The organism is Providencia sp. PROV175, from assembly GCF_032707045.1.
Taxonomy (GTDB): Bacteria; Pseudomonadota; Gammaproteobacteria; order Enterobacterales; family Enterobacteriaceae; genus Providencia; species Providencia hangzhouensis.
Genome location: NZ_CP120533.1, coordinates 1,154,484 through 1,177,962 on the forward strand (window position 1 = coordinate 1,154,484; position 23,479 = coordinate 1,177,962).

Here is a 23,479-nt window from a genome sequence, read left to right on the forward strand (position 1 = left end):
TAAGCAACGAAAACACAGCGATATCGTTTTTTAAGATGGTTAATACAAAATCAATGGCATGTTCGTTTTACCTCAGAAGGGTGTTCTATGAACAAAAATGGTATTTTAAAGCACATTCCGTGGATGATCCTCGGGATAATCGGTGCAGTCTGTTTAGGGGTTGTTGCACTCAGACGCGGTGAGCACATTAGTGCGCTGTGGATTGTCGTCGCTTCTGTGGCGGTGTATCTCATCGCATATCGTTATTACAGCTTATATATTGCTAAGAAAGTGATGAAGCTGGACGAAACACGTGCGACCCCAGCCGTCATTAATAATGATGGTTTAAACTATGTTCCGACAAATAAAAATGTTCTATTTGGTCACCACTTTGCCGCTATTGCAGGGGCTGGGCCATTGGTCGGACCTGTTCTTGCGGCGCAAGTAGGCTATTTACCCGGTACCTTATGGTTACTAGCTGGGGTTGTGTTAGCCGGTGCGGTGCAAGATTTCATGGTGTTATTTATTTCATCACGCCGTAATGGTGCATCATTAGGGGAAATTGTTAAAGAGGAGCTTGGCCCGATTCCGGGAACGCTGGCGCTCTTTGGGTGCTTCCTAATCATGATCATTATCCTTGCTGTATTAGCATTGATTGTGGTGAAAGCCTTGGCAGAAAGCCCATGGGGTGTCTTTACCGTTGTTTCAACAGTGCCTATCGCATTGTTTATGGGGATATATATGCGATATATCCGGCCGGGGCGCGTAGGTGAAGTTTCTGTTATCGGTATTGTTCTGTTAGTTGCTTCCATTTGGTTTGGTGGTGTGATTGCTCATGACCCATACTGGGGTCCAGCACTGACATTCAAAGACACGACGATCACTTATGCGTTAGTCGGTTATGCGTTTGTTTCAGCATTATTACCTGTATGGTTAATTTTAGCGCCTCGTGACTATTTAGCGACCTTCCTGAAAATTGGGGTTATTGTTGGTTTAGCGATTGGTATCGTTATTCTAAACCCTGAATTAAAAATGCCAGCTGTCACCCAATTTGTTGATGGCTCCGGTCCTGTTTGGAAAGGTACTCTATTCCCATTCTTATTTATTACCATCGCTTGTGGTGCGGTATCCGGTTTCCATGCGCTTATTTCTTCAGGGACAACACCTAAGTTATTAGCAAACGAAAAAGATGCGCGTTACATCGGTTATGGTGCAATGTTAATGGAGTCATTTGTTGCGATTATGGCACTGGTAGCGGCTTCTATTATCGAACCAGGCTTGTATTTTGCAATGAATACACCACCGGCAGCGTTAGGTATTACTATGCCTAACTTACATGAACTGGGTGGTCCAGATGGCGCAGCTATCATGGCTCAGCTCAAAGATGTGTCTGTTCATGCAGCCGCTACAGTGAGTTCATGGGGCTTTGTGATTTCACCTGAGCAAATCATGCAAACAGCGAAAGATATTGGTGAGCCGTCGGTGTTAAACCGTGCAGGTGGTGCGCCAACATTAGCGGTAGGTATTGCGTATGTTTTCCATGAAATCATGCCTGCGGCAAATATGGGCTTCTGGTATCACTTTGGTATTCTGTTTGAAGCGCTGTTTATCTTAACCGCATTGGATGCAGGAACCCGTTCTGGCCGCTTTATGCTGCAAGATTTATTAGGTAACTTTGTTCCGTTCTTGAAGAAAACTGATTCACTGGTTGCGGGTATCATCGGTACAGCAGGCTGTGTTGGGTTATGGGGTTACTTATTGTATCAAGGCGTTGTTGACCCACTGGGCGGTGTTAAGAGCTTATGGCCTCTGTTCGGTATCTCGAACCAAATGTTAGCCGCGGTTGCTTTAGTCTTAAGTACAGTTGTATTGATTAAGATGAAACGCAGTAAATACATTATGGTGACTGTCTTACCTGCGGTATGGCTATTAATCTGTACAACTTGGGCATTGGGACTGAAATTATTCAGTGATAACCCACAACTGGAAGGGTTCCTATACTTAGCGAAATCTTATAAAGATAAGATTGCGGCAGGTGGTGCAGAGTTAACTGCACAAGAAATTACTAATATGAATCACATTATTATTAATAACTACACCAACGCTGGGCTGAGTATTCTATTCTTAGTGGTTGTTTACGGTATCATTTTCTACGGTATCCGCGTTGGGATGAAAGCACACAAAAACCCAGAGCGTACAGACAAAGAAACACCTTATGTTCCTGTACCTAAAGAGGGCGTGAAAGTTTCATCTTCACATTAAGTCACCCTTCAACGGATTTGAACATCGAAAGGTGTTCAATAAATGAAAGGTCGCCCTACATTATGTGCTCATGATGTAGGGCATTTGTATTGGAGAGGCTGATGTTTGGAAATCTCGGCAAAACAGGAAAATACCTCGGGCAAGCCGCACGTATGTTAATTGGTATTCCTGATTATGATACTTATGTGCAGCATATGAGTGATAACCATCCAGACAAACCTGTGATGACATATAAAGAATTTTTTCGCGAAAGACAAGATGCACGGTATGGTGGTAGTGGTAAAGGCGGATTTCGCTGCTGTTAATCAATGAAGTGTGAGGGCAATAATGAAACCTATTAGCGTAACAATTTTAACCGGTTTTCTCGGTGCAGGTAAAACGACTCTCCTTAGCCATATTCTTCATGCTGAGCATGGCCATAAAATCGCAGTGATTGAAAATGAGTTCGGTGAAGTCCCCATTGATAACGCAATAATTGGTGATCGTGCGACACAAATTACGACATTAAGTAATGGGTGTATTTGTTGTAGTCGTTCGAATGAATTAGAAAATGCCTTATTAGACCTATTAGATGGCCTTGATAGTGGAAAATTAGACTTTGACCGTCTGCTCATTGAATGCACTGGCATGGCAGATCCCGGGCCGATCACTCAAACCTTTTTTTCCCATGAAATCCTCTGCGAACGTTATGTATTAGATGGGATTATTACCTTAGTGGATGCTGTTCACGCTGATAAACAATTAAATGATTTCGCTATTGCTCAAGCGCAAATTGGCTATGCAGACCGTATTTTATTGACCAAAACCGATATTGAGCCAAATAATGAAGCTTTAATTGAACGTTTACAACGTATTAATGCGAGAGCACCGATTTACCCAGTTATTCAAGGTGATATCGACCTGAGTTTATTATTGGATATCGAAGGGTTTTTATTGGATTCACAGTTGAATGTCAAACAACCGACATTCCGTTTCGCGCCTAAACAACAAAATGAAGTCGGCTCGATTGTCCTTGAATTTAATTATCCTGTTGAACTGATGGCCGTTTCTCAAGTAATGGAAGACCTATTACTCGGTTTTGCAGATAACTTACTGCGTTATAAAGGAATTCTTTCCATTATGGGTGAACCAAAACGCTTATTATTCCAAGGTGTTCAACGCCTCTATAGTGCGGATTGGGATAGAGACTGGGAAGTTGATGAACAACGCCGCAGTGTATTAGTGTTTATTGGTATTGACCTACCAGAAGATATAATTCGTGAAAAATTCGCAGCCCTAGAAGTTAATTCAAAATAGAACAATTCAAAAAAATAATTTCAAAACGAAATTCAAAACGAAATTCAAAGTCATTAGCGGCGTAGCAAGGCGGCAAAAGAGCCAATCCCTAGGAGCATACACAAGTATGTGACTAGGGTTGGCGAATGTAGCCAACAATGCTACGGCGTTAAGGGCGAAGAATTAGCGACGTAGCAAGACGGCAAAAGATATAATCCCTAGGAGCATACAAAAGTATGTGACTAGGGTTGGCGAATGCAGCCAACAACGCTACGGCGTTAAGGACGAAGAATTAGCGGTGTAGCAAGGCGGCAAAAGATCCACCCCCTAGGAGCATACAAAATATGTAACTAGGGTTGGCGAATGTAGCTAACAACACTGCGGCGTTAAGGGCGCGCTTTAGCGGCCATAATTTCAATAATCTGCACGTCAGTATGTCTCATAGAACCCGCAGCTAAAGAACATAAATTGGCAATGGACTGGTCGACATCATCAGAAACAATACCATCCGACCCTCTGACACAGCTGTTATCTAATGCCATTAGCACGGCTTTATAAGCGGCACTCGCACTGGTTGACACCTTCATTGCACAACTGTTTGATGCACCATCACAAATCATACCACTAACATCACCAATCATACTGGAAATTGCCATTGCGACGACTTCATAGCGGGATTCTAGTAACCAAGCGATGCCTGCAGCAGCCCCCATAGCTGCTGTTGTCGCAGCACATAGTGCCGATAACGCAGGAAGCTGGTTGTGAATATAAATAGCCATTAAGTGTGACAACATTAAGGCTCGAGCCAGTTGCTCTTCAGAAGATTGCAAATAATCTGCAGTGACAACTACCGGCATGGTTGCTGCAATACCTTGGTTACCTGACCCTGAATTACTCATTGCGGGCAATACAGCCCCTCCCATGCGTGCATCAGAAGCCGCGGAGGTACGGATCATAATTTCTGACATTAAGTCTTTTGAAAGCAAACCACGGTCTCGCTGGGTTTGTAATGTTTTGCCGATATGTAAGCCATAAACATTGCGTAAACCTTCTTGAGATAAGGCTTCGTTTAAATGCGCGGCTTCAAGAATAAAACGAATATCCTCTAAAGGCGCTTCGGTGGCAAATTGATACACAGACTTAGCAGTGACTGGCGGTAGTGGGATGTCAGCTGCACAGTCAACTGGAGATTCATGGTGAGGTTGAGCCGTTGTGGCATCAAATACGGTGTGATTGTTATGAATAATTTTAACAATATTCGTATGTGACCCCGCAATGATGACGGTTGCGGATTCTGTTTGGGTATATACCGTGGCTTCGGAGTAGATAACATCGTCGCAAGGGTGCTTAATATCAACGGTAATAGCCCCTTGTGCTAACATGGTTTTACTTAATGCAATGGCATCCGCAGATGCTGATTTTAATACTTCTAAACCTGCTTCAGCATCACCGCCAACTGCACCAAGGGCTGCAGCAATGGGTAGACCAACCATTCCTGTTCCGGGTACGGTTACGCCCATACCATTTTTCATGAGGTTAGGGGAAACGAAAGCACAGACTCGGGTCACTTTGCCATCAAGAAATGAAGCCGCTTTGGCGGCAGCATATGCCAATGAAATTGGCTCAGTACAACCTAAGGCAGGCTTTACTTCTTGCTTTACTGCGTTGATAAAATATTGCCAAAGTAGTGGTTGTGATTGAGCATGCATGGCAAGTCCCCTTAATAAAATCTTTTTTGATTTTATTATTTTAAACAACAGTCTGGAGAAAAACTTCACTAAGTTAGGGGATTTAAAGAGAGTGGAGAGAAATATTATCTCTAATTTGAATTATAAAAATGAAAAATTTCTAACTTTGAGCTTAGTCACAAAAGTCCTGCCTATAATATTCGGCAGGACTGAGTGATAACTGAACAGATTAGCTTTCTACATCAAGACGCTTACTTTGCCACTTACGTGAACGCCAGCGCCATGCATTGGTTAAGCCGCGCAACCATTCATCAGCAAAGAAACCTAACCAAATACCTAAGAGGCCCATCTCCATTTTTATGCCTAAGAAGTAGCCTAATGGGATAGCGACACCCCACATAAAAATAATAGCGGTACACAGAGGAAAGCGAGCATCGCCAGAGGCACGCAAGGCATTTACCATCACGATATTAATTGTTCTGCCGGGCTCTAAGAACACCGAAAGTAAAAATAATGGCAGCAGTACCTTAATAATACCTTGGTCATCAGTAATATTATTTAAGATAGGATCACGGAATAACCAAAAAGCAATAACGACACCAATTGTTACGTAAAAACCCATTTTAAGGCTTTTTACACCGCGCCTAAAGGCATCTTCAAAGCGTTTTGCTCCAACAAGGTGGCCAACCATAATTTCATTACCAATACTGATAGAGATCCCGAACAGCATGATAAACAATGATAATTGGAAATAGAGCGTTTGTGCCGCAAGAGACGTTTCCCCCATGAGACCGATAAACGCAGATGCGGTCATAAAATGGAGGATCCACACAAGATTTTCCCCCGCAGAGGGTAATCCAATATGTAAAATCTTACCCAACATTTTCCGTGACCAGTGTATTAACATCATTGGGACAAATTTAATTCTCAGCCCATAAAACAGTAGGCAGAAAAGTAAAATAACGGCAACAATACGCCCAACGACTGTTGACCAAGCAACGCCTTCAAGGCCGTATTGTGGTAAGCCGAAGAAACCATAAAGCACAATGATATTACCAAATACTGTAATCACATTAGCGATTAATGTGACCCACATTGCGGGTTGCGCTTTACCATAAACCCGCAAGCATGCCGCTAAAATAATTGAAATCGCTTCAGGGATTAAACAAATCCCTAGAATACGTAAATAAGTATAACCATCAGCCATTAAATGCGATGGCATATTCATAATAGTTAGAATGCTATAGCCAAAAAATAACGCAACTAATGCGCTGGAAAAACCAAGAATAAAGTTAAAAGCGATTGAAATATGAATCGCTTGGCTGGCTTTTTCTCGGCGGCCAGCCCCTAGGTATTGGGCTATAACAACGCTACACCCCACACTGATAAAGTTAAAAATAGTGATAAATAGGTCAAACACTTGGTTTCCCACCCCCATAGCAGCAAGGTAGGCTGTAGACACGTGACTAACCATGTAGGTATTAATTAATAATGTGGCCAAATGAAGAAAAATATCGATAAAAATTGGCCAGCTGAGCGAAAAGAGTGACCGCTCAGTCACATCGGATTGATGCATTGAGAACCTTTATATATTCATGAATGATAGGGAAAGCTTTCTGATGGGCTAATTCTACATGGATTTTAACAATGAAAATAGGGTTAAAATGCGTCTGATTTAATTAGGCTAATGTTTTGTTTACTTTTAATTATTCTGTTAAATTCAATTTCGCTATAAATAATTTAATAAGCAACATCAGAACTGTATAGGAGCAAAAATGACAAAAATTAAAGCAGCAATAGTGGGCTACGGTAACATTGGTCGCTATGCACTAGAAGCTGTTCTGGCCGCTGAGGATTTTGAGTTAGTCGGGGTAGTTCGTCGCAATACGCAAGATATTCCTGCTGAGCTTTCTGGATATAAAGTGGTTGATGATATTGAAAAACTTGGGAAAGTTGATGTTGCACTCTTGTGTTCACCAACGCGTGCTATCGGCCCATTAGCAGCTAAAGTTTTGAGCCTCGGTATTAATACGGTTGATAGTTTTGACGTGCATTCAGATATTGTGGCGCTAAAACACAGCTTAGATGACGTTGCGAAACAGCATAATAGCGTGGCGGTTGTTTCTGCCGGATGGGATCCTGGCTCGGATTCGATTATGCGTACATTGATGCTAGCAATGGCACCAAAAGGGGTAACTTATACGAATTTTGGTCCAGGGATGAGTATGGGACACAGTGTGGCCGCTAAAGCTATCAATGGCGTAAAAGATGCCCTTTCTGTCACAATTCCATTAGGAACAGGGGTTCATCGTCGTATGGTTTATGTTGAATTAGACGGTGGCGCTAAGTTCGATGAGGTGGCTCAAGCGATTAAAGCAGACAGCTACTTTTCTTCTGATGAAACACATATTCGTCAGGTGGATAGTATTGATGCATTAAAAGATGTTGGGCACGGTGTGCACATGACTCATAAAGGGGTTTCAGGGGCAACACATAACCAGTTGTTCGAATATTCAATGCGCATTAATAACCCTGCACTGACTTCTCAATTTATGGTTTCTGCCGCACGAGCGACGATGAAACAAGCAGCAGGCGCATATACAGTGATTGAAATTCCACCAGTGAATTTCTTACAAGGTGATTTAGATACGCTGATCGCCAAACTGGTTTAATTAAATTTAATCTATCTGTGGCATGACATTTATTCGTTCATGCCATCTTGTCGATATTTCTTACACTTTACCTCGCTTTGAACCTGCCATTCAGACTTTAGCCACTGTTTATTTTTTGTGTGATCAAGTAGCTTATTAATAAAATGATATTGCTGAGATGGAGTGAGCTAATGGTAAAACCACCAAGGAATGGGAAAGATAAAAACCAAGGTTTTTTCCCAGAACAATCTTCAGTAAAAAGTGTGAAGGAGAACCCGCATTCTTTCAGTATTATTCGTGCTTTTTCTAAAATAATAAACTACGGTTTTTCATTGTTTTATGTTGGTTTTATTCTATCTGTATGGTTTTTTCCTGAATACTATACGGTAGAAATTATTTATAACCTGACGTTGATCCTGATTTTTGAATTTATTTTAGTTCACTCGGGCGTCTTTATGGCGGTATTTCGTGATTGGCGAGTATTAACGTTATTTGCTCTTTTCTATGGTCTTTTTGCACTGGCCATCAATATGTCAGTATTAGGTGATTCCCCATTAATTTTATATTTATACAGTGCCACTGTTGCCAATCGAATGCTTTTTGGTTTAACCAGCCGAACAGAGCAAGAACGTTCAGAAAATATGGGCTATTCAGCATTAATGGCACTCAATTTTATGTTCTGTATTTTCTCGGTGTTAATTTTATCTTTCCTCGTGCCTTATGGCGGATTAACGCCTGAATATTTAAGGTCGATTGACTATTATTCGAGTATTTCTAGCGGTGGTGAATTCCCGGAGAAACCCCATGTGGCTTTTGCCTTTGGCGTGCTCTACTTTGGTATGCCTATATTTATGGCTTGTCTAACACATTTCTTATGCAAAGGGCATTCTATTTACCAGAAAAAGGGAAGTAACTTTCGTGGCTAGAAAGATAAAAAAACGCCTACCGAAGTAGGCGCCTGGTGTTGGCAAAATATAAAGTAAAAAAACTAACGTGTAATTGATTTAAATTTTTGTGTGGTGGCGGTTAATGCCACTTCTGTTGGTAAACGTTCCATTGAGCTGGCACCATAGAAACCATGGCAATCAGGGCAGTTGGCTAAAATATATTCAGCATCTTCAGGGGTGGCTATTGGGCCACCGTGGCACAGAACAATCACATCTTCGCGTACTGATTTTGCCGCTTTTGCCCATTCATTGATTAGTGGAACGCAATCTTTGAGCGTCAGGGCGGTTTCTGCTCCAATATTCCCCCCAGTCGTTAGCCCCATATGTGGCACAATAATGTCGGCACCAGCTTTAGTCATCGCAATGGCATCTTCAGCGCTAAAAACGTAAGGCGTAGTGAGCAAATCTTTCTCATGAGCGAGACGGATCATCTCAACTTCTAACCCATAACCCATTCCGGTTTCTTCTAAGTTGGCGCGGAAATTGCCATCAATTAAGCCGACGGTAGGGAAATTTTGCACTCCTGCGAAACCTGTTGCTTTGATATCATCAAGGAATTTATCGAATTGGCAGAATGGGTCTGTTCCATTCACACCCGCAAGGACAGGAGTATGTTTTACTACGGGTAAAACCTCTTTTGCCATATCCATAACGATTTCATTCGCATTGCCATAGGCTAATAAGCCTGCAAGTGAACCTCTACCTGCCATGCGGTAACGGCCTGAGTTATAGATAACGATTAAATCGATACCGCCCGCTTCTTCGCATTTAGCAGATAGCCCTGTTCCTGCGCCACCACCGATGATTGGTTCTCCCCGAGCAATCATGTCTCTAAATTTTTTTAATAAATCTGCGCGGTTATGTTTCATAGTTAACCTCTATTATTTGTTCAAAATTTCCTGGTGAAGCTGAATAACCTGGTCACAAAACTCTGTGGAGTTAATATGATAAGGACTCAAAATAAGTTGTCTTTTCTCTGTTATTATTAAATTTGCTGTTAAAGCATCAATGAAGGCTTGATCTGCGATAGGATCCCAAAATGGAGCACCATCAACATCTAATGCTGAAAAGCCTGCTGTTGGGATGATAAAGCGCACTTCACCATTACAACGATTTAATTTTTCTGCAATCCAACGACCCATTTGCTGATTTTCTTCTTTGGTCGTTCTCATTAAAGTGACTTGAGCGTTGTGATGATAAAATAAGCGATTTTGGTAGTGTTCGGGCACAGTCGAAGGGCGTCCGAAATTCACCATATCGAGAGCTCCACAAGACATCACGCAAGGGGTTTGAGTGCGTTCAATAGCACCAAAACGGTCTTCATCACAAGCTAATACCCCACCAAATAAATAATCACATACTTCGGTGGTTGTAATATCTAAAACAGAATGTAATAACTGGCTATCAATTAGTTTTTCCATGGCTTTGCCACCACTGCCTGTCGCATGGAAGACTAGACAGTCATATTGCGCCTCTAACTCTGTTGTGAGCTGCTGTACGCATGGGGTCGTTACTCCGAACATGGTTAGTGCAATTGCTGGTTTTAAGTCATGCGGTTGTTCTTCGTCGTCAAACCAAACAGCTCCTGCTATTTGATTAGCAGCATTTTTTAATACTTTGCGGGAAATGATATTCAAACCTGATACATCAGTGACGGAGTACATCATCGAAATATCACTCGCGCCGATATAACCAGAAATATCCCCTGATGCCATTGTGGAAACCATTAATTTTGGAATACCTACGGGCAATACTTGCATGGCGGGTGTAATGAGTGCGGTTCCACCCGAACCACCTAAACCAAGAATAGCGGCAACATCTGTTTGTGCGGCAAGATAAAGGCTGAAAGCCTGTGCCATAGCTTCAATGGCTTTACCGCGGTCACCACAGAAAACGGCCTCAGTACCAAGTGGATGAAAACTTGCGACAGTGTGTGCGCTGATATCTGCGTTTTTTTCTAATTGCGTTGGTTGTGTTGTCAGGTCAACAGTACGTACCGCCAATCCGGCGTTTTTGATTAATTCACTAACATAAAATAGTTCAGCACTTTTAGTGTCAAGCGTCGTTACAATATAAATAAAACCCGGATGTTTTTTCATATACAAACCCTTTCAGAGTAAAACGAGCGTTGAATTTTTCATCATAATGAGACTATAGTATCATTGTGGTTGATTGTAAAATGAGATTGTAGTCTCATTTTTGGTTTATTATGACGTTATTGACTGATAATGTTTTTATCCTATTGATAAAATAGTATAAATTATTATTTATAGACCTGAGCTATTTTGAGTATATTTGGATATTTAAAAGATATAATTGTGATTGTTATGATTTTTGCTATTACTTTTAAATCACCTTTATGAATAATTTCTTTAAATCATCAACCAAGTGCATTTACCTATTCACACTTATATGTTTTCATGAGCTCTAACTCATTTTATAGTAAGTGACAGTATTTTAAGGATAAATTAATGTCTAAAACTAATTCGCATTCAGAATACAAAGGGACACGAAAACGAACCTATGTATTGTTGATTAAGACGGCTTTAGATTTATTTGAAAAAGGGGCGATGCCTTCTGTTTCTGAGTTGGCACTTGAGGCGGGAGTTTCTCGTGCGACAGCTTATCGTTATTTTCCGACACAAGCCGATTTAATTACTGCAACGGTTAATGAAAGTTTAGGTCCTATTTTAACTTGGCGCCCGCAAAGTGAGCAAACCGAAGAGCGTATTGACGAGCTATTAACCTATGCTTTTCCACGTATGTTTGAACATGAAGGTGTTTTACGAGCCGCGCTGCAAGTATCATTACAGCAGTGGGCACAGGGGCGAGCAGCTCCACAAAGCATTAAAGATAAGCGTCTAGAACGCGGTAATCGTAAAGAAATTCTTGCAATGGTCACATCGCCAATGAAATCAGAATATCCGCAAGAAATTATTGATAAAGTGATTCGTGCTTTTTCTGTTATTTATGGTTCTGAAATATTTTTAGTACTAAAAGATATTTGGAAAATGGATGATGCTCAAGTAACACAATTAGCGCAATGGATGTCCAAAGCGGTTATGAACCAAGCTCATGCTGATAACATAAAGAGAAGGAAATAAATTTTTCACTGTACCGTGTCAATCTAAGTTAAAAAGATTTTTTCAGACCAAGTTAAAATAATAAGATCAAAACCTAATAAATAGATAAATGTTGGTGGATATCACTAGGGTGATAAATAAATAAAAACTAAAGCTATATGGCTTAAATAATATGATATAAATTAGGGATATAAAAAGACTTAATGGTTAATACCATATGAAGAAATTATTAAAAATGATAGGTGGGATTTCCATCTGTGCTTTAATCGGTGGCGGGCTTACTTACCTAGGAGTTCCCCTTGCATTGATGTTTGGCCCGATCATTGCCATTATCATTTTTCATCGTTTTGGTATTTCCTTCGCAATTCCTAAACACACCATTAGTTTTGTTCAAGTCACGTTGGGAACCTCTGTGGGCTTGATGTTCAATCAAGTATCTCTTAATGAAGCGGACAATTTATTTCTTTTATTATTGATGTTGGTTGTTTGTTTGGCTGTGCAATTTTCGTTTAGTTTTTTTTGGTTTTACCGGAAAGTCGGTTGGACAAAACAAGAGGCAATGCTTGGCTCTGTACCCGGTGCTATGGCGGCAATCCTCGCATTAACAGACCACACCCATACACCGCCTCAGAAAATTGTTATTTCCCATACAATTCGCTTAATTATTCTTATCTTATTAGCAGGAATTGTTGTTGGCAGTGATGGTGACCCACAACCGATAATAGAATTGCCAGAATTGACATTAATTTCAACGGGATGGCTGCTGCTTATTATTGCTGTTGGGGTGATTTCAGGGGCCATTTTACAGCGTTTAAAAGTTCCTGCGCCTTTTATGTTGACGTCATTAGCGGCGGCAACACTCATTCAAGGTTGGGCTGATATCCCATTGAATTTTCCACTGATGTTGACTGAACTTAGTATGGTATTGATTGGGATGAACATTGGTAACCATTTCATTGTGTTCCCACTTTCCTCGTTGATTAAAAATATATACTCTTCAGCTCAAGTCGTGGTGGTTAATATCGTGCTGACTTTTCTTATCACGGTATTTGCATCTTGGATTACAGGCTATGATATTTCGGTGTTACTGTTAGCTTGGGCCCCGGGAAGTATGGAAGCGATGACATTCGCAGCAATTACCATGAATTTAGATGCAGGCTTTGTTATGTCAAACCATATTATCAGGATGGTAATTATTCAAAGTATTCCATCGATAGCTTTGTTTTGGCAAGAAAGAAGGCAGAAAAGAAAGAATAATTTAGAGTAAAGAAAGAAAACATGCAGGCGATATTTTGGCATGTTTTCTTGATGGGTTTTCTTATCAGCTTACTTGACGTAAGCAAAGAGGCCAAGAGAATCCCGTGCAAGGGACTGGCATTTAAACTCAGTGGTGAGTGGTATCCCTTTTAGGTCACTATAACTTTCTTTGTTAAGGGCGGTCATTTTTTCCGCATTATAGTTGCTAAGGTCCCATTTGTTACTTTTAGCAAAGTAAACAATGGCACGTTCAATTTCTCTATCTGGGATTTGTGAATACCCGCAATCATATTTTAGATAAATAAAAACGGCCGTGAGATCAGCAAGATCTTCAGCTTCGTTGTTGGAAAGGGCTCTGGCAGAATTGGTTATCCCTAACAGAGTCATTAAGCATGACATCAATATAAATTTGCGCATTCGTTATTCTATCTGTTTTCTATGTCAAGTTACGTTAGCATAAGAATAGAATTGTTAGTCAACTATATTTTTCTTAAATCCATGTAATAAACCCACATTTTTAGAGTGGCTTTATTGACCTTCCTGTAAGGGGAAGCTTTATCATACCTCCATTAAACCATGTTTTGCTTCGAAAGTGTAATTTGTCATAAATTACACCACTGATGATTATCGATTTGATAAATAAAAGGAAGGTTATCAATGCTACGTCGCGATTTTCTTAAGTTAAGTGCTATCACATATGCTGCAAGTGCGCTGCCTATTTGGAGCCGCATCGCGGTAGCAGCAGGAAATTATCCAACATTAGCGATTCCACCCTTATTGGAGCCTGATGCGCAAGGCAACATTCAGGTCGTTATTCAGCAGGGCGTTTCGCAATTTGTTCCAGGAAAGCAAACGACGACATGGGGTTATAACGGTAATTTATTAGGCCCTGCAATTAGTTTGAAAAATGGACAAAATGTTAATATCAATATTATTAACAAACTGGCAGAAGACACGACAGTTCATTGGCATGGTTTAGAAATTTCAGGTGAACAAGATGGCGGCCCCCAAGCGATAATCCAACCAGATACAAGCCGTAAAGTGAATTTTACGGTAAATCAAAGCGAAGCGACATGTTGGTTCCATCCTCATACTCATGGAAAAACTGGCTACCAAGTGGCGATGGGGTTAGCTGGTCTTGTATTAATTAAAGATGATGCCAGCACAAAACACGGCTTACCAAGCGATTGGGGTGTTGATGATATTCCTGTCATTTTGCAAGACAAACGCTTAAAAGATGATGGGCAAATTGATTACCAGCTTGATGTGATGAGTGCGGCTGTGGGGTGGTTCGGTGACATCATGCTAACGAATGGTGCTGTTTATCCTAAACATGTTGCCCCGAAAGGTTGGCTGCGCTTAAGGCTATTGAATGGCTGTAATGCTAGAAGTTTAAATATATCCACCAGTGATGGACGTAAAATGTATGTCGTTGCGAGTGATGGTGGTTTATTAGCCGAGCCGATTGCGGTAACAGAATTACCTATCTTGATGGGAGAGCGTTTTGAAGTATTAATTGATGCCTCCGATGGTCGTGCATTCGATTTGGTAACTCTACCTGTCGGGCAAATGGGTATGACGATCGCACCATTTGACCAGCCTTTGCCAGTACTGCGTATTGAAACAACGTTGACGAAGGGAGAAGGTGACTTACCATCAACACTTGCAGCAATGTCTGCTATTCCTTCTCTTGCTGGCTTAAATCGCCGTCGTTTCCACTTAATGATGGATATGCGTTTGGACATGCAAGGCATGATGATGTTACGTGAAAAATATGGCGACCAAGCCATGGGTAACATGGGCGGTCATGGTGCAATGATGGGAAATATGAACCACGGTAACATGAATGCAGGTAATATGAATCATGGAAATATGAATGGCAAAATGGGAAGTGGCGGCCACTGTGGTACAGGCTCTGATGGCTTGGATATTCATAATGCGAATACTATTAATGGGCAAGTTTTCTCAATGACGCATCCCGCATTTAATGCCCCTATGAATCAGCAAGAAATTTGGGTCGTTTCAGGGCGTGGCGATATGATGTTGCACCCATTCCACGTCCATGGCACACGTTTTCGTATCCTAAAAGAAAACGGCCAAGCCGTAGCACCTCATCGCCAAGGGTGGAAAGATATTGTTAAAGTGGAAGGGCAGGTGAGTGAAATTTTAGTCGAGTTTAAACACCCTGCAACTCAACAGCACCCTTATATGGCCCATTGCCATCTTTTGGAGCATGAAGATACAGGAATGATGTTGGGCTTCACTGTCAGTTAACAGCAATATTTATTTTCAGAGAAAATGCAGTGTGAAATTTTAGCACTGTATTTTCCTTTATTAGTATATGCGTGCTGCCTATGTTAAAATTACGTGCTTTCCATTCCCATAGATGCGTAATAGAAGATGAAACATACCCTTGAAGTGATGATCTCTGAAGAAGAGATTGCTCAACGAATTAGTGAATTAGCCGATAAAATTAGTGCTCATTATCAAAAGCTTGATGGTGAATTAGTCCTTGTTGGTTTGCTGAAAGGTTCATTTATTTTTATGGCTGATTTATGCCGTAAGATTGATGTTCCTCATGAAGTCGATTTTATGACTGTTTCAAGTTATGGCAATGCGATGACATCGAGCCGTGATGTTAAAATTGTCAAAGATTTGGACGAAGATATCCGTGATAAACACGTATTAATCGTTGAAGATATTATCGACTCTGGTAATACGTTAAATAAAGTGCGTGAAATTTTCGAATTACGTGGCCCTAAATCTGTCGCTATTTGTACATTACTGGATAAACCTTCACGCCGCGAAGTGCAAGTTCCTGTTGAGTGGATTGGTTATTCTATTGAAGACAAATTTGTGGTGGGTTACGGTATCGACTACGCTCAACAGTATCGTCACTTGCCTTATATTGGCCATGTAACATTACTTGAAGATTAATATTTTCAGGTGAACTCGATGAAAAAGGACAGCAAGGCTGTCCTTTTTGTTTATGGTTACATAACGAATACGTTATTTATTAGTTTGTTTCAATAATAACAGGATTACCTGTAATTTGACCGTACTGATTAGACAAGCTAGGCGTCGTCACTTTAGTGGTATTTCCTGCGTTTATCTTTCCATAATAGTTATTAATAGAACGCTCTGCTTTAGCTGTTAAATCAAGGCCTGCATTCATTACTCCAGTGTTGTTAGAGATGGTGTTCGCTTCTGCTTTCAGACTTCCTGCACTGTTTATTTGTGCGTAGTTGTTGATGATCTCATTACCCATAGTGATATTGATATCCGCTTCTCCTGCTGCAGGAAAGATTGCGTTGGTTTGAATAATTCCTGAGCCGTTATTCAATTGATAGCCTTTAAGGTTAATACTACCATTGTCAGCAATGATGCCACCTTTTTGACTTGTTAAACCAAGGTTATAAGTGTTTTTGCTAAAATCTGATGAGCTAGTATTACTAATATAATCAGCGTTCATGACTAGATTATTGTCAGCTTTAATCAGTCCAGAACTATTGTTTAAATACATCGAGATGAAATTAAGGTTAAATCCTTTAATGTAGCCAGTCTTGTTTGTTAAGTCATTAACCCTAAATGTAGACTTGCCATTATTAGATACAATGATACCGCTATTTGTCAGTTTTGGTGATGTGATATTCATCAGTTTGTCACTGCTAATAACACCTTTAGTATCATTTACTATTGTGTCTTGCACAGTAATATCCATTCTGCCTGTTACTGCTTGAATAGAGGATGATAGATTGCTGATATAATCAGTATCAATGTTCACGCGACGATTAGCCGTGATGGAGCTTGATATTTTGTTGCTTATGTTGGAACCCATAAAGTTAAAATCTCTTCCAGCAGACATTATTGCTTGTTCATTAACAATTCTGCCTCTGTTAATCGTGAGATCTCTGCCTGCAATAAATCTATTTTTTCCATGCTTACTGTTGTATGCCCAGTTATAGATAGTATCAGCATCAACATTGATATCGCCTTGTTCCGCTTTAATTAAACCGCCGCCATTTTGAATATCTTTATTAATGTTTAAATTAATGTTTTTATTCGCACTGATTAAGCCATTATAACGGTTATGTAAGTAATCATTAGTGGTAATGTTGACATTTCCAGCAGTAGAAATAATACTTCCATAGTCGTTATTAAAGGTGTATCGACCTGTGGATGTTAGATCGAGGTTACCTTTTGATTCTATTTTCCCAGGGTTACTTATAGCATAAGCATTAACGGTTAAACCGCCATCACCAGCATTGATCAAACCTTTATTACTTAAGTAGTATCCTGACTCATTAACATTAAGCTTCATTTTATCGGCATTTAAACTAGCATTATTCGCTATCGTAATACCGTAATTACTTAAGTTGTACGGTCCTGACGTGGTAGAAAGTACATTACCTTCAGAATCGAATAAATTTGAGCCTGTTGAAATAGTTAATTCATTAGCTTGGACGTCACCATTAATGAGCACTGAACGGGCGATGAAATCAACTGCATTATTAGACGTCAGGCTTTTATTAACAGTGATTTGGCCTTTGGTTACGTTATACCCAACCAAGTTATCACCAACAACCAGTGGGGTACCGGTTACAAAAGCACCTCGTGATGCATTAATAAAACCACAGCTATTACAAGTAATACCAGAAGCATTCGCAACAATGACTTGTGCTGCAGTACCTGCAACTTCCATCATACCGTTAATTAAGCTGATATTATTACCAACGATTTCATTTAAAATAACTTTAGCTTCATTACCTAAGGTTAAATTTTCATTTCCAGCGATAGTTCCACCTAACTTAGTTGTTGTCATGGTGCTACTATTATTGAAAATGGTTCCTTTTTCACTCACATTGAAACTTTGATAAGTATTGTGTGAAATACCGTTATCGGTTGGTTTTTTGATATGAATAATATTTAACCCATTAGGGTTGTAAATAATACCTGTGCCATCTGTGCTGTAAGTTTCATTATTGTCATAAGTTGAAACGTTCGGAGCATAAAGTTCAGTTACGCCTTTTGAGTTAAGTTTACCATATATATTATTAATTGATTCAGTGGATTTGATTTTTAATTTTCCATCTGAATTGAGTTGACCTCTGTAGTTAGATAACTCTCTAGTTGTGATAGTAATATCATTACCGCTTGTTAGTTCACCAGTATTGTTACTAAGTCTACCAGTTAAATTAAACTCCATTCCTCCTAGGCTAGCCACCCTTTCTTCAGCTGCACTTTTAATGAAACCTAAGTAATTGGAAACATCATCACCAGTAACAGTAATACCACCATTTAGAACCTCAATTCCACCAACTTTATTGGTTAAACCAAATTTGGAAGCGACTCGACTAAAGTTACTTGATTCTGAGTTATTTAATTGGTTAACATTGAGAATCATGTCACTATACGAGCGAATATAACCACCGTGGTTATTTAAGGATTTAGATGTGATGTTAAGTTTTTTCGCATCAATAAAGCCTAGCTCATTTTTAATTGTATTTGATGTTATATTCAGTTGATCACCTGAAATTGCTCCCCCAGAGTTATCAATATGATCTACTTTTATATTGGAAATATAAGTAGGCACAGGTATTGTGTTGGGAACATTAGTTGGTGAAATAATTTTTCCTGCGTTAGTCAGCTTCGCCGAGGTTATATTTAATCCTCGACCACTACTGATGACTGAGTTTGCGTCATTAGTAATATATTTAGTGACATTTAAATCAGATTTAGCATTAGTGGCAGTAATCGATGATGATTTATTTGTTAGACTATCCGCATCAATGCTTATTCTACGTTTAGCCGTGATAACAGAGTTAGTATTTTCTATAGAGGATGCAGTGTTTAAAATGACATCTCTACCTGCATTAATTTCAGCATTTTCATTAATAATTCTATTTGCGGTAATATTAATATCTCTACCAGCAATAATTCTCTTTTCAGGCTGGCTACTCGATGAGCTACGCCATTGATAAATACCCCCTCTTGCATCAATATTGACATCTGCACTATTTGACTTAATTAAACCGCCACCATTTTGAATATCTATTGTTTCAATATTAACATTATTTTGGGCGTTAATAACCCCACCATTGCGATTCAATATAGAGTTATGGGTGCGTAAACTAATGTCGCCAGCTGTTGATAAAAGTTGTCCGTTATCATTACCGAAAGTTACATATCCAGAACTTGTTTCATTAGTTGAAATGTCTAAATTGTTTTTAGCTCGGATTAAACCATCATTATGAAAAGTGCTAGAGTTTAGATTAATATCACCAGAAGATTCTATTCTATTCGCATTATTAGACAGGTATCCTGCAACATTAGCAGTTAAACCTTTATCACCTGCTAATATAATCCCTTTATTTCTAACACCAACTCCACTTTCAGTAGAAACTAAAGTAATTTTATCTGCATACATACCACCTAGTGCTGAGACATCAATGCTGACAGAAGGACGACTACCAACAGGTGTGACAGTAGAAACAACATTACCATTTGCATCGACAAAGTTATTTCCAGTGACAACTTTAATTTCTTTTGCTTTTAACTGGCCATTGATCATCGCTGAACGAGCAATAAGTTCTGTGGGGGAATCAGAATTTAAATCTTTATTAACGATAATTTGTCCCTTGGCTACGTTATAACCCAGTAATTCCCCATTACCGATAATCGGTTTACCCGTTGTGAGAGTTGTGCTTTCAGTATTAATAAAGCCACAGCTATTACAGGTAATCCCTGACGGGTTAGCAACAATAACTTGTGCTTTTTTCCCTGCAACTTCAACCATACCATTTAGCGTTGTTGCATTATTAGAGTTAACCTCATTAAGGATAACTTTTGCTTCACCACCCGCTAAATTAAGGTTTCCGTTAATCATTCCACCTAACTGAGTATTAACGTTATCTTTACTGTTGTTTAAAATGACTCCCTTATTATCAACATCGAATTTGTTGTATATATTGTGAGAAACCCCTTTGTCACTAGCTTTATTTATATTAACAATTGTTGGGCCATTGTGCTGATTGATTACTCCAGCACCGTTAGTATTAATTATTTCGCCATGAGCCATTGAAGTCATCCCTAAAATTGCAGAGACGCATAAGACGATAGGCTTTAGCTTTAATGTATGATTAGAAGACCCACTTTTAATAGGCTGACTCATAGAAATATCCCTAAATATGATTTGAAGTTAATATATGTAAATTAACAATACCCCATTATAACACTTGAATTATGATTGAAATTTAAAATAAGTATATTTAAAAATACTTATTCAAAGTCCGGATTTTTATTCCAAAATAAAATATCATCAATGAGTTTTTCGTGGTTGAATATATATTTCTTGAGGTTAATTTCTTTGTAATCAACAAATAAGCTTCACTCTGCTTCAGGATAAATATGTATCAATACTTAAATTAATATGCGTATAAATATAATTACAACAATTGTTAATCATAAGTTTTTTTGGATTAATATTTTCATTTTAATTTAAAAGAAATGAAAATATATTTTATAATTTAATTACGCTATTTTTGGATTTAATTGGTAAAAAGCTCTTAAATGTAAGAGCTTTTTATTTTTAGTTTAATTTATTTTTTTTGAGTTAATGTTGAAATAGCTTCACGGTAACATAACTCAAGTTTTTCTCGGCTGTCTGCAGTAATATGTAAGTCGTGTAACCGGCCATTATTAATCCCATATACCCAACCGTGGATCATCACTTTTTGGCCACGTTTCCATGCAGACTGCATGATGGTTGAATGCCCTAAGTTATAAACTTGCTCAACAACATTTAACTCACATAAACGGTTAAGACGCTCACAAGGCTTTAATTCACCCAACATAGAGCTATGTCTGTACCAAATATCTCTTATGTGTAATAGCCAGTTATTAATTAAGCCAAGTTCGGTATTATCAACCGCCGCTTCAATACCACCACAGCCATAGTGGCCGCAAATAATAATGTGCTCAACTTGTAAGACATCAACCGCATATTGAATGACAGATAAACAGTTTAGGTCAGTGTGAATGACTAAGTTGGCAACATTACGGTGCACAAAAAGGTCCCCAGGTGCCGCGTTAATGAGTTTTTCTGCAGGTACTCGGCTGTCAGAGCAGCCTATCCATAAGAATCTCGGCTTTTGTGCTTTTGATAATTCTTTGAAGAATTCGGGGTCTTGTTCATTGACTGATGCTGACCATGCTTCATTGTTAGCAAACAGCTCTTCGATTTTTCTCATCATGACTTATAGCCTAGTTGTGTTACTTTGCGATAAAATCTTATACAACATTTATTGATTAATTAATAATTAGTTATACTAATTTTAATGCCCTTATGATGAACCTGTCTTTTAGACAAGACAACCCTAAATTTATAACATATTGAATTATATTGTATAAACTAATTATCTCTTTTCTGCATAACATAGAGCAGAAAAAAGTGGCATCATGGCGATATATTGCCTTCAAACCGTTCTAAGAATAAAGGTTTTTTTTACATATGACATATGCACTTGAGTTATCGCAGTTAACCAAAACCTACCCAGGTGGTGTGAAAGCCCTGAAAGGGATTGATCTGAGCGTTGAAGACGGTGACTTTTACGCATTGTTGGGACCAAATGGTGCGGGTAAATCAACTACAATAGGGATCATTAGCTCGCTGGTAAACAAAACAAGCGGGTCTGTAAAAGTATTTGGTTATGATTTAGAAAAACAAGTTGTGCAAGCAAAGCAGCAACTTGGATTAGTGCCTCAAGAGTTTAATTTCAATCCATTTGAAACGGTATTACAAATTGTCCTTAACCAAGCCGGTTATTATGGGGTTACGCGTTCTGTTGCGGTACAACGTGCAGAGCAGTACCTAACCCAACTTGATTTATGGGAAAAGCGTGATGAGCGGGCACGTAATTTGTCTGGTGGTATGAAACGCCGTTTAATGATAGCCCGTGCATTGATGCACCAACCAAAGCTATTAATTTTGGATGAACCCACGGCGGGTGTTGATATTGAGCTTCGTCGCTCAATGTGGACATTTTTAAAGAATCTTAACGCTCAGGGGACGACAATCATTTTAACCACTCACTATTTGGAAGAGGCTGAAATGTTGTGCCGTAATATTGGCATTATTCAACATGGTGAATTAGTTGAAAATACTAGTATGAAGCAATTACTGAGCCAATTAGAATCAGAAACCTTTATTTTTGATTTAATGCCAAAAAGTCCGATCCCTCAATTATTAGGGTATGAATCACGTTTGATAGACACCTCAACACTTGAGGTAGATGTTAAAAGAGAGCAAGGTCTAAATAGTGTTTTTAGCCAATTCAGTGAGCAAGGTGTTCAGATTTTAAGTATGCGAAATAAAGCAAACCGATTAGAAGAGTTATTTGTTAACTTAGTTAAAAGAGAAAGTAATGCAACCGAGAAGGAGATTGCAAGATGATCTCATTATATTGGGTCGCATTGAAAACCATTTGGATAAAAGAAGTCACACGGTTTGGTCGTATTTGGATACAAACACTATTACCACCGGTGATCACAATGTCGCTGTATTTTGTGATTTTTGGTAACTTAATTGGTTCTAGAATTGGTGATATGGGTGGTGTGGATTATATGCAATTCATCGTCCCTGGGTTAATCATGATGGCGGTGATCACTAATTCATATTCAAATGTTTGTTCTTCTTTCTTTGGCTCTAAATTTCAGAAAAATATCGAAGAATTACTGGTAGCCCCCGTTCCGACGCATATTATTATCGCAGGTTTTGTCGGCGGTGGTGTTGCTAGAGGGATTTTAGTGGGCTTTCTCGTTACATTGGTATCGTTATTTTTTATTCCCTTGCAAGTGCATTCATGGGCAATGGTAGTCATAACATTATTACTAACCGCAATTGTGTTTTCCCTTGCCGGTCTATTAAATGCCATCTTCGTTAAGACATTTGATGATATTAGTATTGTTCCAACCTTTGTCTTAACACCATTAACGTATTTAGGTGGTGTATTTTATTCACTATCACTGTTACCACCGTTTTGGCAAGCCGTTTCTAAACTGAACCCAATTGTGTACATGATCAGCGGCTTTCGTTATGGTTTTCTGGGAATAGCCGATGTTTCTATCGCGATTACGTTAGGCGTCTTAATGATTTTCTTAGTCGTCTTTTATGCATTAACATGGTTTTTGATTGAGCAAGGTAGAGGCTTAAGAAGTTAAATTTTGGGCTGAAATTGTGTAAAAAACGGCTTTTGGTACTTAGCGTAATCAAAAGCCGTTTTTTATTGAGATGTATATAAATGGCAATACTAATCAAATTGTTGGATAAATAAAATCCA

18 protein-coding genes are annotated in these 23,479 nt (G+C 39.2%); 11 read left to right on the forward strand and 7 right to left on the reverse strand.

The features are described from left to right. Positions 1–87: 87 nt before the first annotated feature. The 3 genes from P3L44_RS05015 to yjiA all read left to right on the forward strand — a co-directional run bounded on the left by P3L44_RS05015 (position 88) and on the right by yjiA (position 3,537). Positions 88–2,241: a carbon starvation CstA family protein gene (locus tag P3L44_RS05015; protein ID WP_004260588.1), complete on the forward strand. Its 2,154-nt coding sequence runs from the start codon at positions 88–90 to the stop codon at positions 2,239–2,241. A gap of 101 nt (positions 2,242–2,342) precedes the next feature. Beyond that, positions 2,343–2,546, forward strand: a complete 204-nt coding sequence (locus tag P3L44_RS05020; protein WP_004260586.1) for a YbdD/YjiX family protein — start codon at positions 2,343–2,345, stop codon at positions 2,544–2,546. Between the two features lie 22 nt (positions 2,547–2,568). Beyond that, positions 2,569–3,537 (forward strand): GTPase, encoded by a 969-nt coding sequence (gene yjiA / locus P3L44_RS05025; protein WP_272662032.1) that lies wholly within the window; start codon positions 2,569–2,571, stop codon positions 3,535–3,537. A 365-nt stretch (positions 3,538–3,902) separates the two neighbouring features. Here yjiA and P3L44_RS05030 read toward each other — a convergent pair whose 3' ends face one another. Together P3L44_RS05030 and P3L44_RS05035 are read right to left on the reverse strand one after the other, a co-directional pair. Beyond that, complete coding sequence (locus tag P3L44_RS05030) at positions 3,903–5,225, reverse strand: serine dehydratase subunit alpha family protein (RefSeq protein ID WP_272662033.1); 1,323 nt, start codon at positions 5,223–5,225, stop codon at positions 3,903–3,905. 208 nt (positions 5,226–5,433) lie between these two features. After that, positions 5,434–6,780 (reverse strand): MATE family efflux transporter, encoded by a 1,347-nt coding sequence (locus P3L44_RS05035; RefSeq protein ID WP_004260574.1) that lies wholly within the window; start codon positions 6,778–6,780, stop codon positions 5,434–5,436. 199 nt (positions 6,781–6,979) lie between these two features. Here P3L44_RS05035 and P3L44_RS05040 point away from each other — a divergent pair, with 199 nt between their 5' ends. Then, positions 6,980–7,876 carry a diaminopimelate dehydrogenase gene (locus P3L44_RS05040; RefSeq protein ID WP_136133972.1) on the forward strand — a complete coding sequence of 299 codons (897 nt, stop codon included), beginning with the start codon at positions 6,980–6,982 and terminating at the stop codon, positions 7,874–7,876. 170 nt (positions 7,877–8,046) lie between these two features. After that, positions 8,047–8,781: a hypothetical protein gene (locus tag P3L44_RS05045; RefSeq protein WP_004260570.1), complete on the forward strand. Its 735-nt coding sequence runs from the start codon at positions 8,047–8,049 to the stop codon at positions 8,779–8,781. 62 nt (positions 8,782–8,843) lie between these two features. Here the strand turns inward: P3L44_RS05045 and P3L44_RS05050 are convergent, their stop codons facing one another. Both P3L44_RS05050 and P3L44_RS05055 read right to left on the reverse strand, forming a co-directional pair. Next, positions 8,844–9,671: a phosphoenolpyruvate hydrolase family protein gene (locus P3L44_RS05050; RefSeq protein WP_004260569.1), complete on the reverse strand. Its 828-nt coding sequence runs from the start codon at positions 9,669–9,671 to the stop codon at positions 8,844–8,846. Between the two features lie 12 nt (positions 9,672–9,683). Continuing rightward, complete coding sequence (locus P3L44_RS05055; RefSeq protein WP_110592268.1) at positions 9,684–10,901, reverse strand: Tm-1-like ATP-binding domain-containing protein; 1,218 nt, start codon at positions 10,899–10,901, stop codon at positions 9,684–9,686. A 372-nt stretch (positions 10,902–11,273) separates the two neighbouring features. Between P3L44_RS05055 and P3L44_RS05060 the strand changes: the two genes are divergently transcribed. Both P3L44_RS05060 and P3L44_RS05065 read left to right on the forward strand, forming a co-directional pair. Further along, on the forward strand, positions 11,274–11,906 hold the full coding sequence (locus P3L44_RS05060; RefSeq protein WP_004260563.1) for a TetR/AcrR family transcriptional regulator: 633 nt from the start codon (positions 11,274–11,276) through the stop codon (positions 11,904–11,906). Positions 11,907–12,102: 196 nt separating this feature from the next. Further along, positions 12,103–13,152, forward strand: coding sequence for an AbrB family transcriptional regulator (locus P3L44_RS05065; protein ID WP_110592266.1), 1,050 nt, complete (start codon positions 12,103–12,105; stop codon positions 13,150–13,152). Positions 13,153–13,211: 59 nt separating this feature from the next. On the opposite strand, the gene P3L44_RS05070 is transcribed toward P3L44_RS05065, so the two are convergent. Beyond that, positions 13,212–13,559, reverse strand: coding sequence for a YacC family pilotin-like protein (locus P3L44_RS05070; RefSeq protein ID WP_096863287.1), 348 nt, complete (start codon positions 13,557–13,559; stop codon positions 13,212–13,214). 240 nt (positions 13,560–13,799) lie between these two features. On the opposite strand from P3L44_RS05070, the gene cueO reads away from it, so the two are divergent. Both cueO and hpt read left to right on the forward strand, forming a co-directional pair. Then, positions 13,800–15,416: a multicopper oxidase CueO gene (gene cueO / locus P3L44_RS05075; RefSeq protein WP_272662034.1), complete on the forward strand. Its 1,617-nt coding sequence runs from the start codon at positions 13,800–13,802 to the stop codon at positions 15,414–15,416. Between the two features lie 126 nt (positions 15,417–15,542). Continuing rightward, positions 15,543–16,079, forward strand: coding sequence for a hypoxanthine phosphoribosyltransferase (gene hpt / locus P3L44_RS05080; protein WP_125891608.1), 537 nt, complete (start codon positions 15,543–15,545; stop codon positions 16,077–16,079). A 79-nt stretch (positions 16,080–16,158) separates the two neighbouring features. On the opposite strand, the gene P3L44_RS05085 is transcribed toward hpt, so the two are convergent. Then, on the reverse strand, positions 16,159–20,313 hold the full coding sequence (locus P3L44_RS05085) for a filamentous hemagglutinin N-terminal domain-containing protein (protein ID WP_272662035.1): 4,155 nt from the start codon (positions 20,311–20,313) through the stop codon (positions 16,159–16,161). A 427-nt stretch (positions 20,314–20,740) separates the two neighbouring features. Beyond that, a complete protein-coding gene (gene can / locus P3L44_RS05090; RefSeq protein ID WP_102139423.1) occupies positions 20,741–21,394 on the reverse strand; it encodes a carbonate dehydratase in 654 nt (217 codons plus the stop codon). A gap of 257 nt (positions 21,395–21,651) precedes the next feature. Here can and P3L44_RS05095 point away from each other — a divergent pair, with 257 nt between their 5' ends. Continuing rightward, the gene (locus P3L44_RS05095; RefSeq protein WP_004913716.1) at positions 21,652–22,593 is read left to right on the forward strand and encodes an ABC transporter ATP-binding protein; all 942 of its coding nucleotides are present in this window, start codon (positions 21,652–21,654) and stop codon (positions 22,591–22,593) included. Continuing rightward, positions 22,590–23,360, forward strand: coding sequence for an ABC transporter permease (locus P3L44_RS05100; RefSeq protein WP_272662036.1), 771 nt, complete (start codon positions 22,590–22,592; stop codon positions 23,358–23,360). The genes P3L44_RS05095 and P3L44_RS05100 overlap by 4 nt, the downstream gene beginning before the upstream one ends. Positions 23,361–23,479 lie beyond the last annotated feature (119 nt).

Bases quoted from the DNA above. Each gene is read 5' to 3' on its own strand.
- P3L44_RS05035 (WP_004260574.1), bottom strand. From the start codon at position 6,780: ATGCATCAATCCGATGTGACTGAGCGGTCACTCTTTTCGCTCAGCTGG.
- P3L44_RS05030 (WP_272662033.1), bottom strand. From the start codon at position 5,225: ATGCATGCTCAATCACAACCACTACTTTGGCAATATTTTATCAACGCA.
- P3L44_RS05065 (WP_110592266.1), top strand. From the start codon at position 12,103: ATGAAGAAATTATTAAAAATGATAGGTGGGATTTCCATCTGTGCTTTA.
- P3L44_RS05095 (WP_004913716.1), top strand. From the start codon at position 21,652: ATGACATATGCACTTGAGTTATCGCAGTTAACCAAAACCTACCCAGGT.
- P3L44_RS05085 (WP_272662035.1), bottom strand. From the start codon at position 20,313: ATGAGTCAGCCTATTAAAAGTGGGTCTTCTAATCATACATTAAAGCTA.
- P3L44_RS05060 (WP_004260563.1), top strand. From the start codon at position 11,274: ATGTCTAAAACTAATTCGCATTCAGAATACAAAGGGACACGAAAACGA.
- yjiA (WP_272662032.1), top strand. From the start codon at position 2,569: ATGAAACCTATTAGCGTAACAATTTTAACCGGTTTTCTCGGTGCAGGT.
- P3L44_RS05070 (WP_096863287.1), bottom strand. From the start codon at position 13,559: ATGCGCAAATTTATATTGATGTCATGCTTAATGACTCTGTTAGGGATA.
- P3L44_RS05055 (WP_110592268.1), bottom strand. From the start codon at position 10,901: ATGAAAAAACATCCGGGTTTTATTTATATTGTAACGACGCTTGACACT.
- P3L44_RS05100 (WP_272662036.1), top strand. From the start codon at position 22,590: ATGATCTCATTATATTGGGTCGCATTGAAAACCATTTGGATAAAAGAA.
- P3L44_RS05040 (WP_136133972.1), top strand. From the start codon at position 6,980: ATGACAAAAATTAAAGCAGCAATAGTGGGCTACGGTAACATTGGTCGC.
- P3L44_RS05015 (WP_004260588.1), top strand. From the start codon at position 88: ATGAACAAAAATGGTATTTTAAAGCACATTCCGTGGATGATCCTCGGG.
- P3L44_RS05045 (WP_004260570.1), top strand. From the start codon at position 8,047: ATGGTAAAACCACCAAGGAATGGGAAAGATAAAAACCAAGGTTTTTTC.
- cueO (WP_272662034.1), top strand. From the start codon at position 13,800: ATGCTACGTCGCGATTTTCTTAAGTTAAGTGCTATCACATATGCTGCA.
- hpt (WP_125891608.1), top strand. From the start codon at position 15,543: ATGAAACATACCCTTGAAGTGATGATCTCTGAAGAAGAGATTGCTCAA.
- can (WP_102139423.1), bottom strand. From the start codon at position 21,394: ATGATGAGAAAAATCGAAGAGCTGTTTGCTAACAATGAAGCATGGTCA.
- P3L44_RS05020 (WP_004260586.1), top strand. From the start codon at position 2,343: ATGTTTGGAAATCTCGGCAAAACAGGAAAATACCTCGGGCAAGCCGCA.
- P3L44_RS05050 (WP_004260569.1), bottom strand. From the start codon at position 9,671: ATGAAACATAACCGCGCAGATTTATTAAAAAAATTTAGAGACATGATT.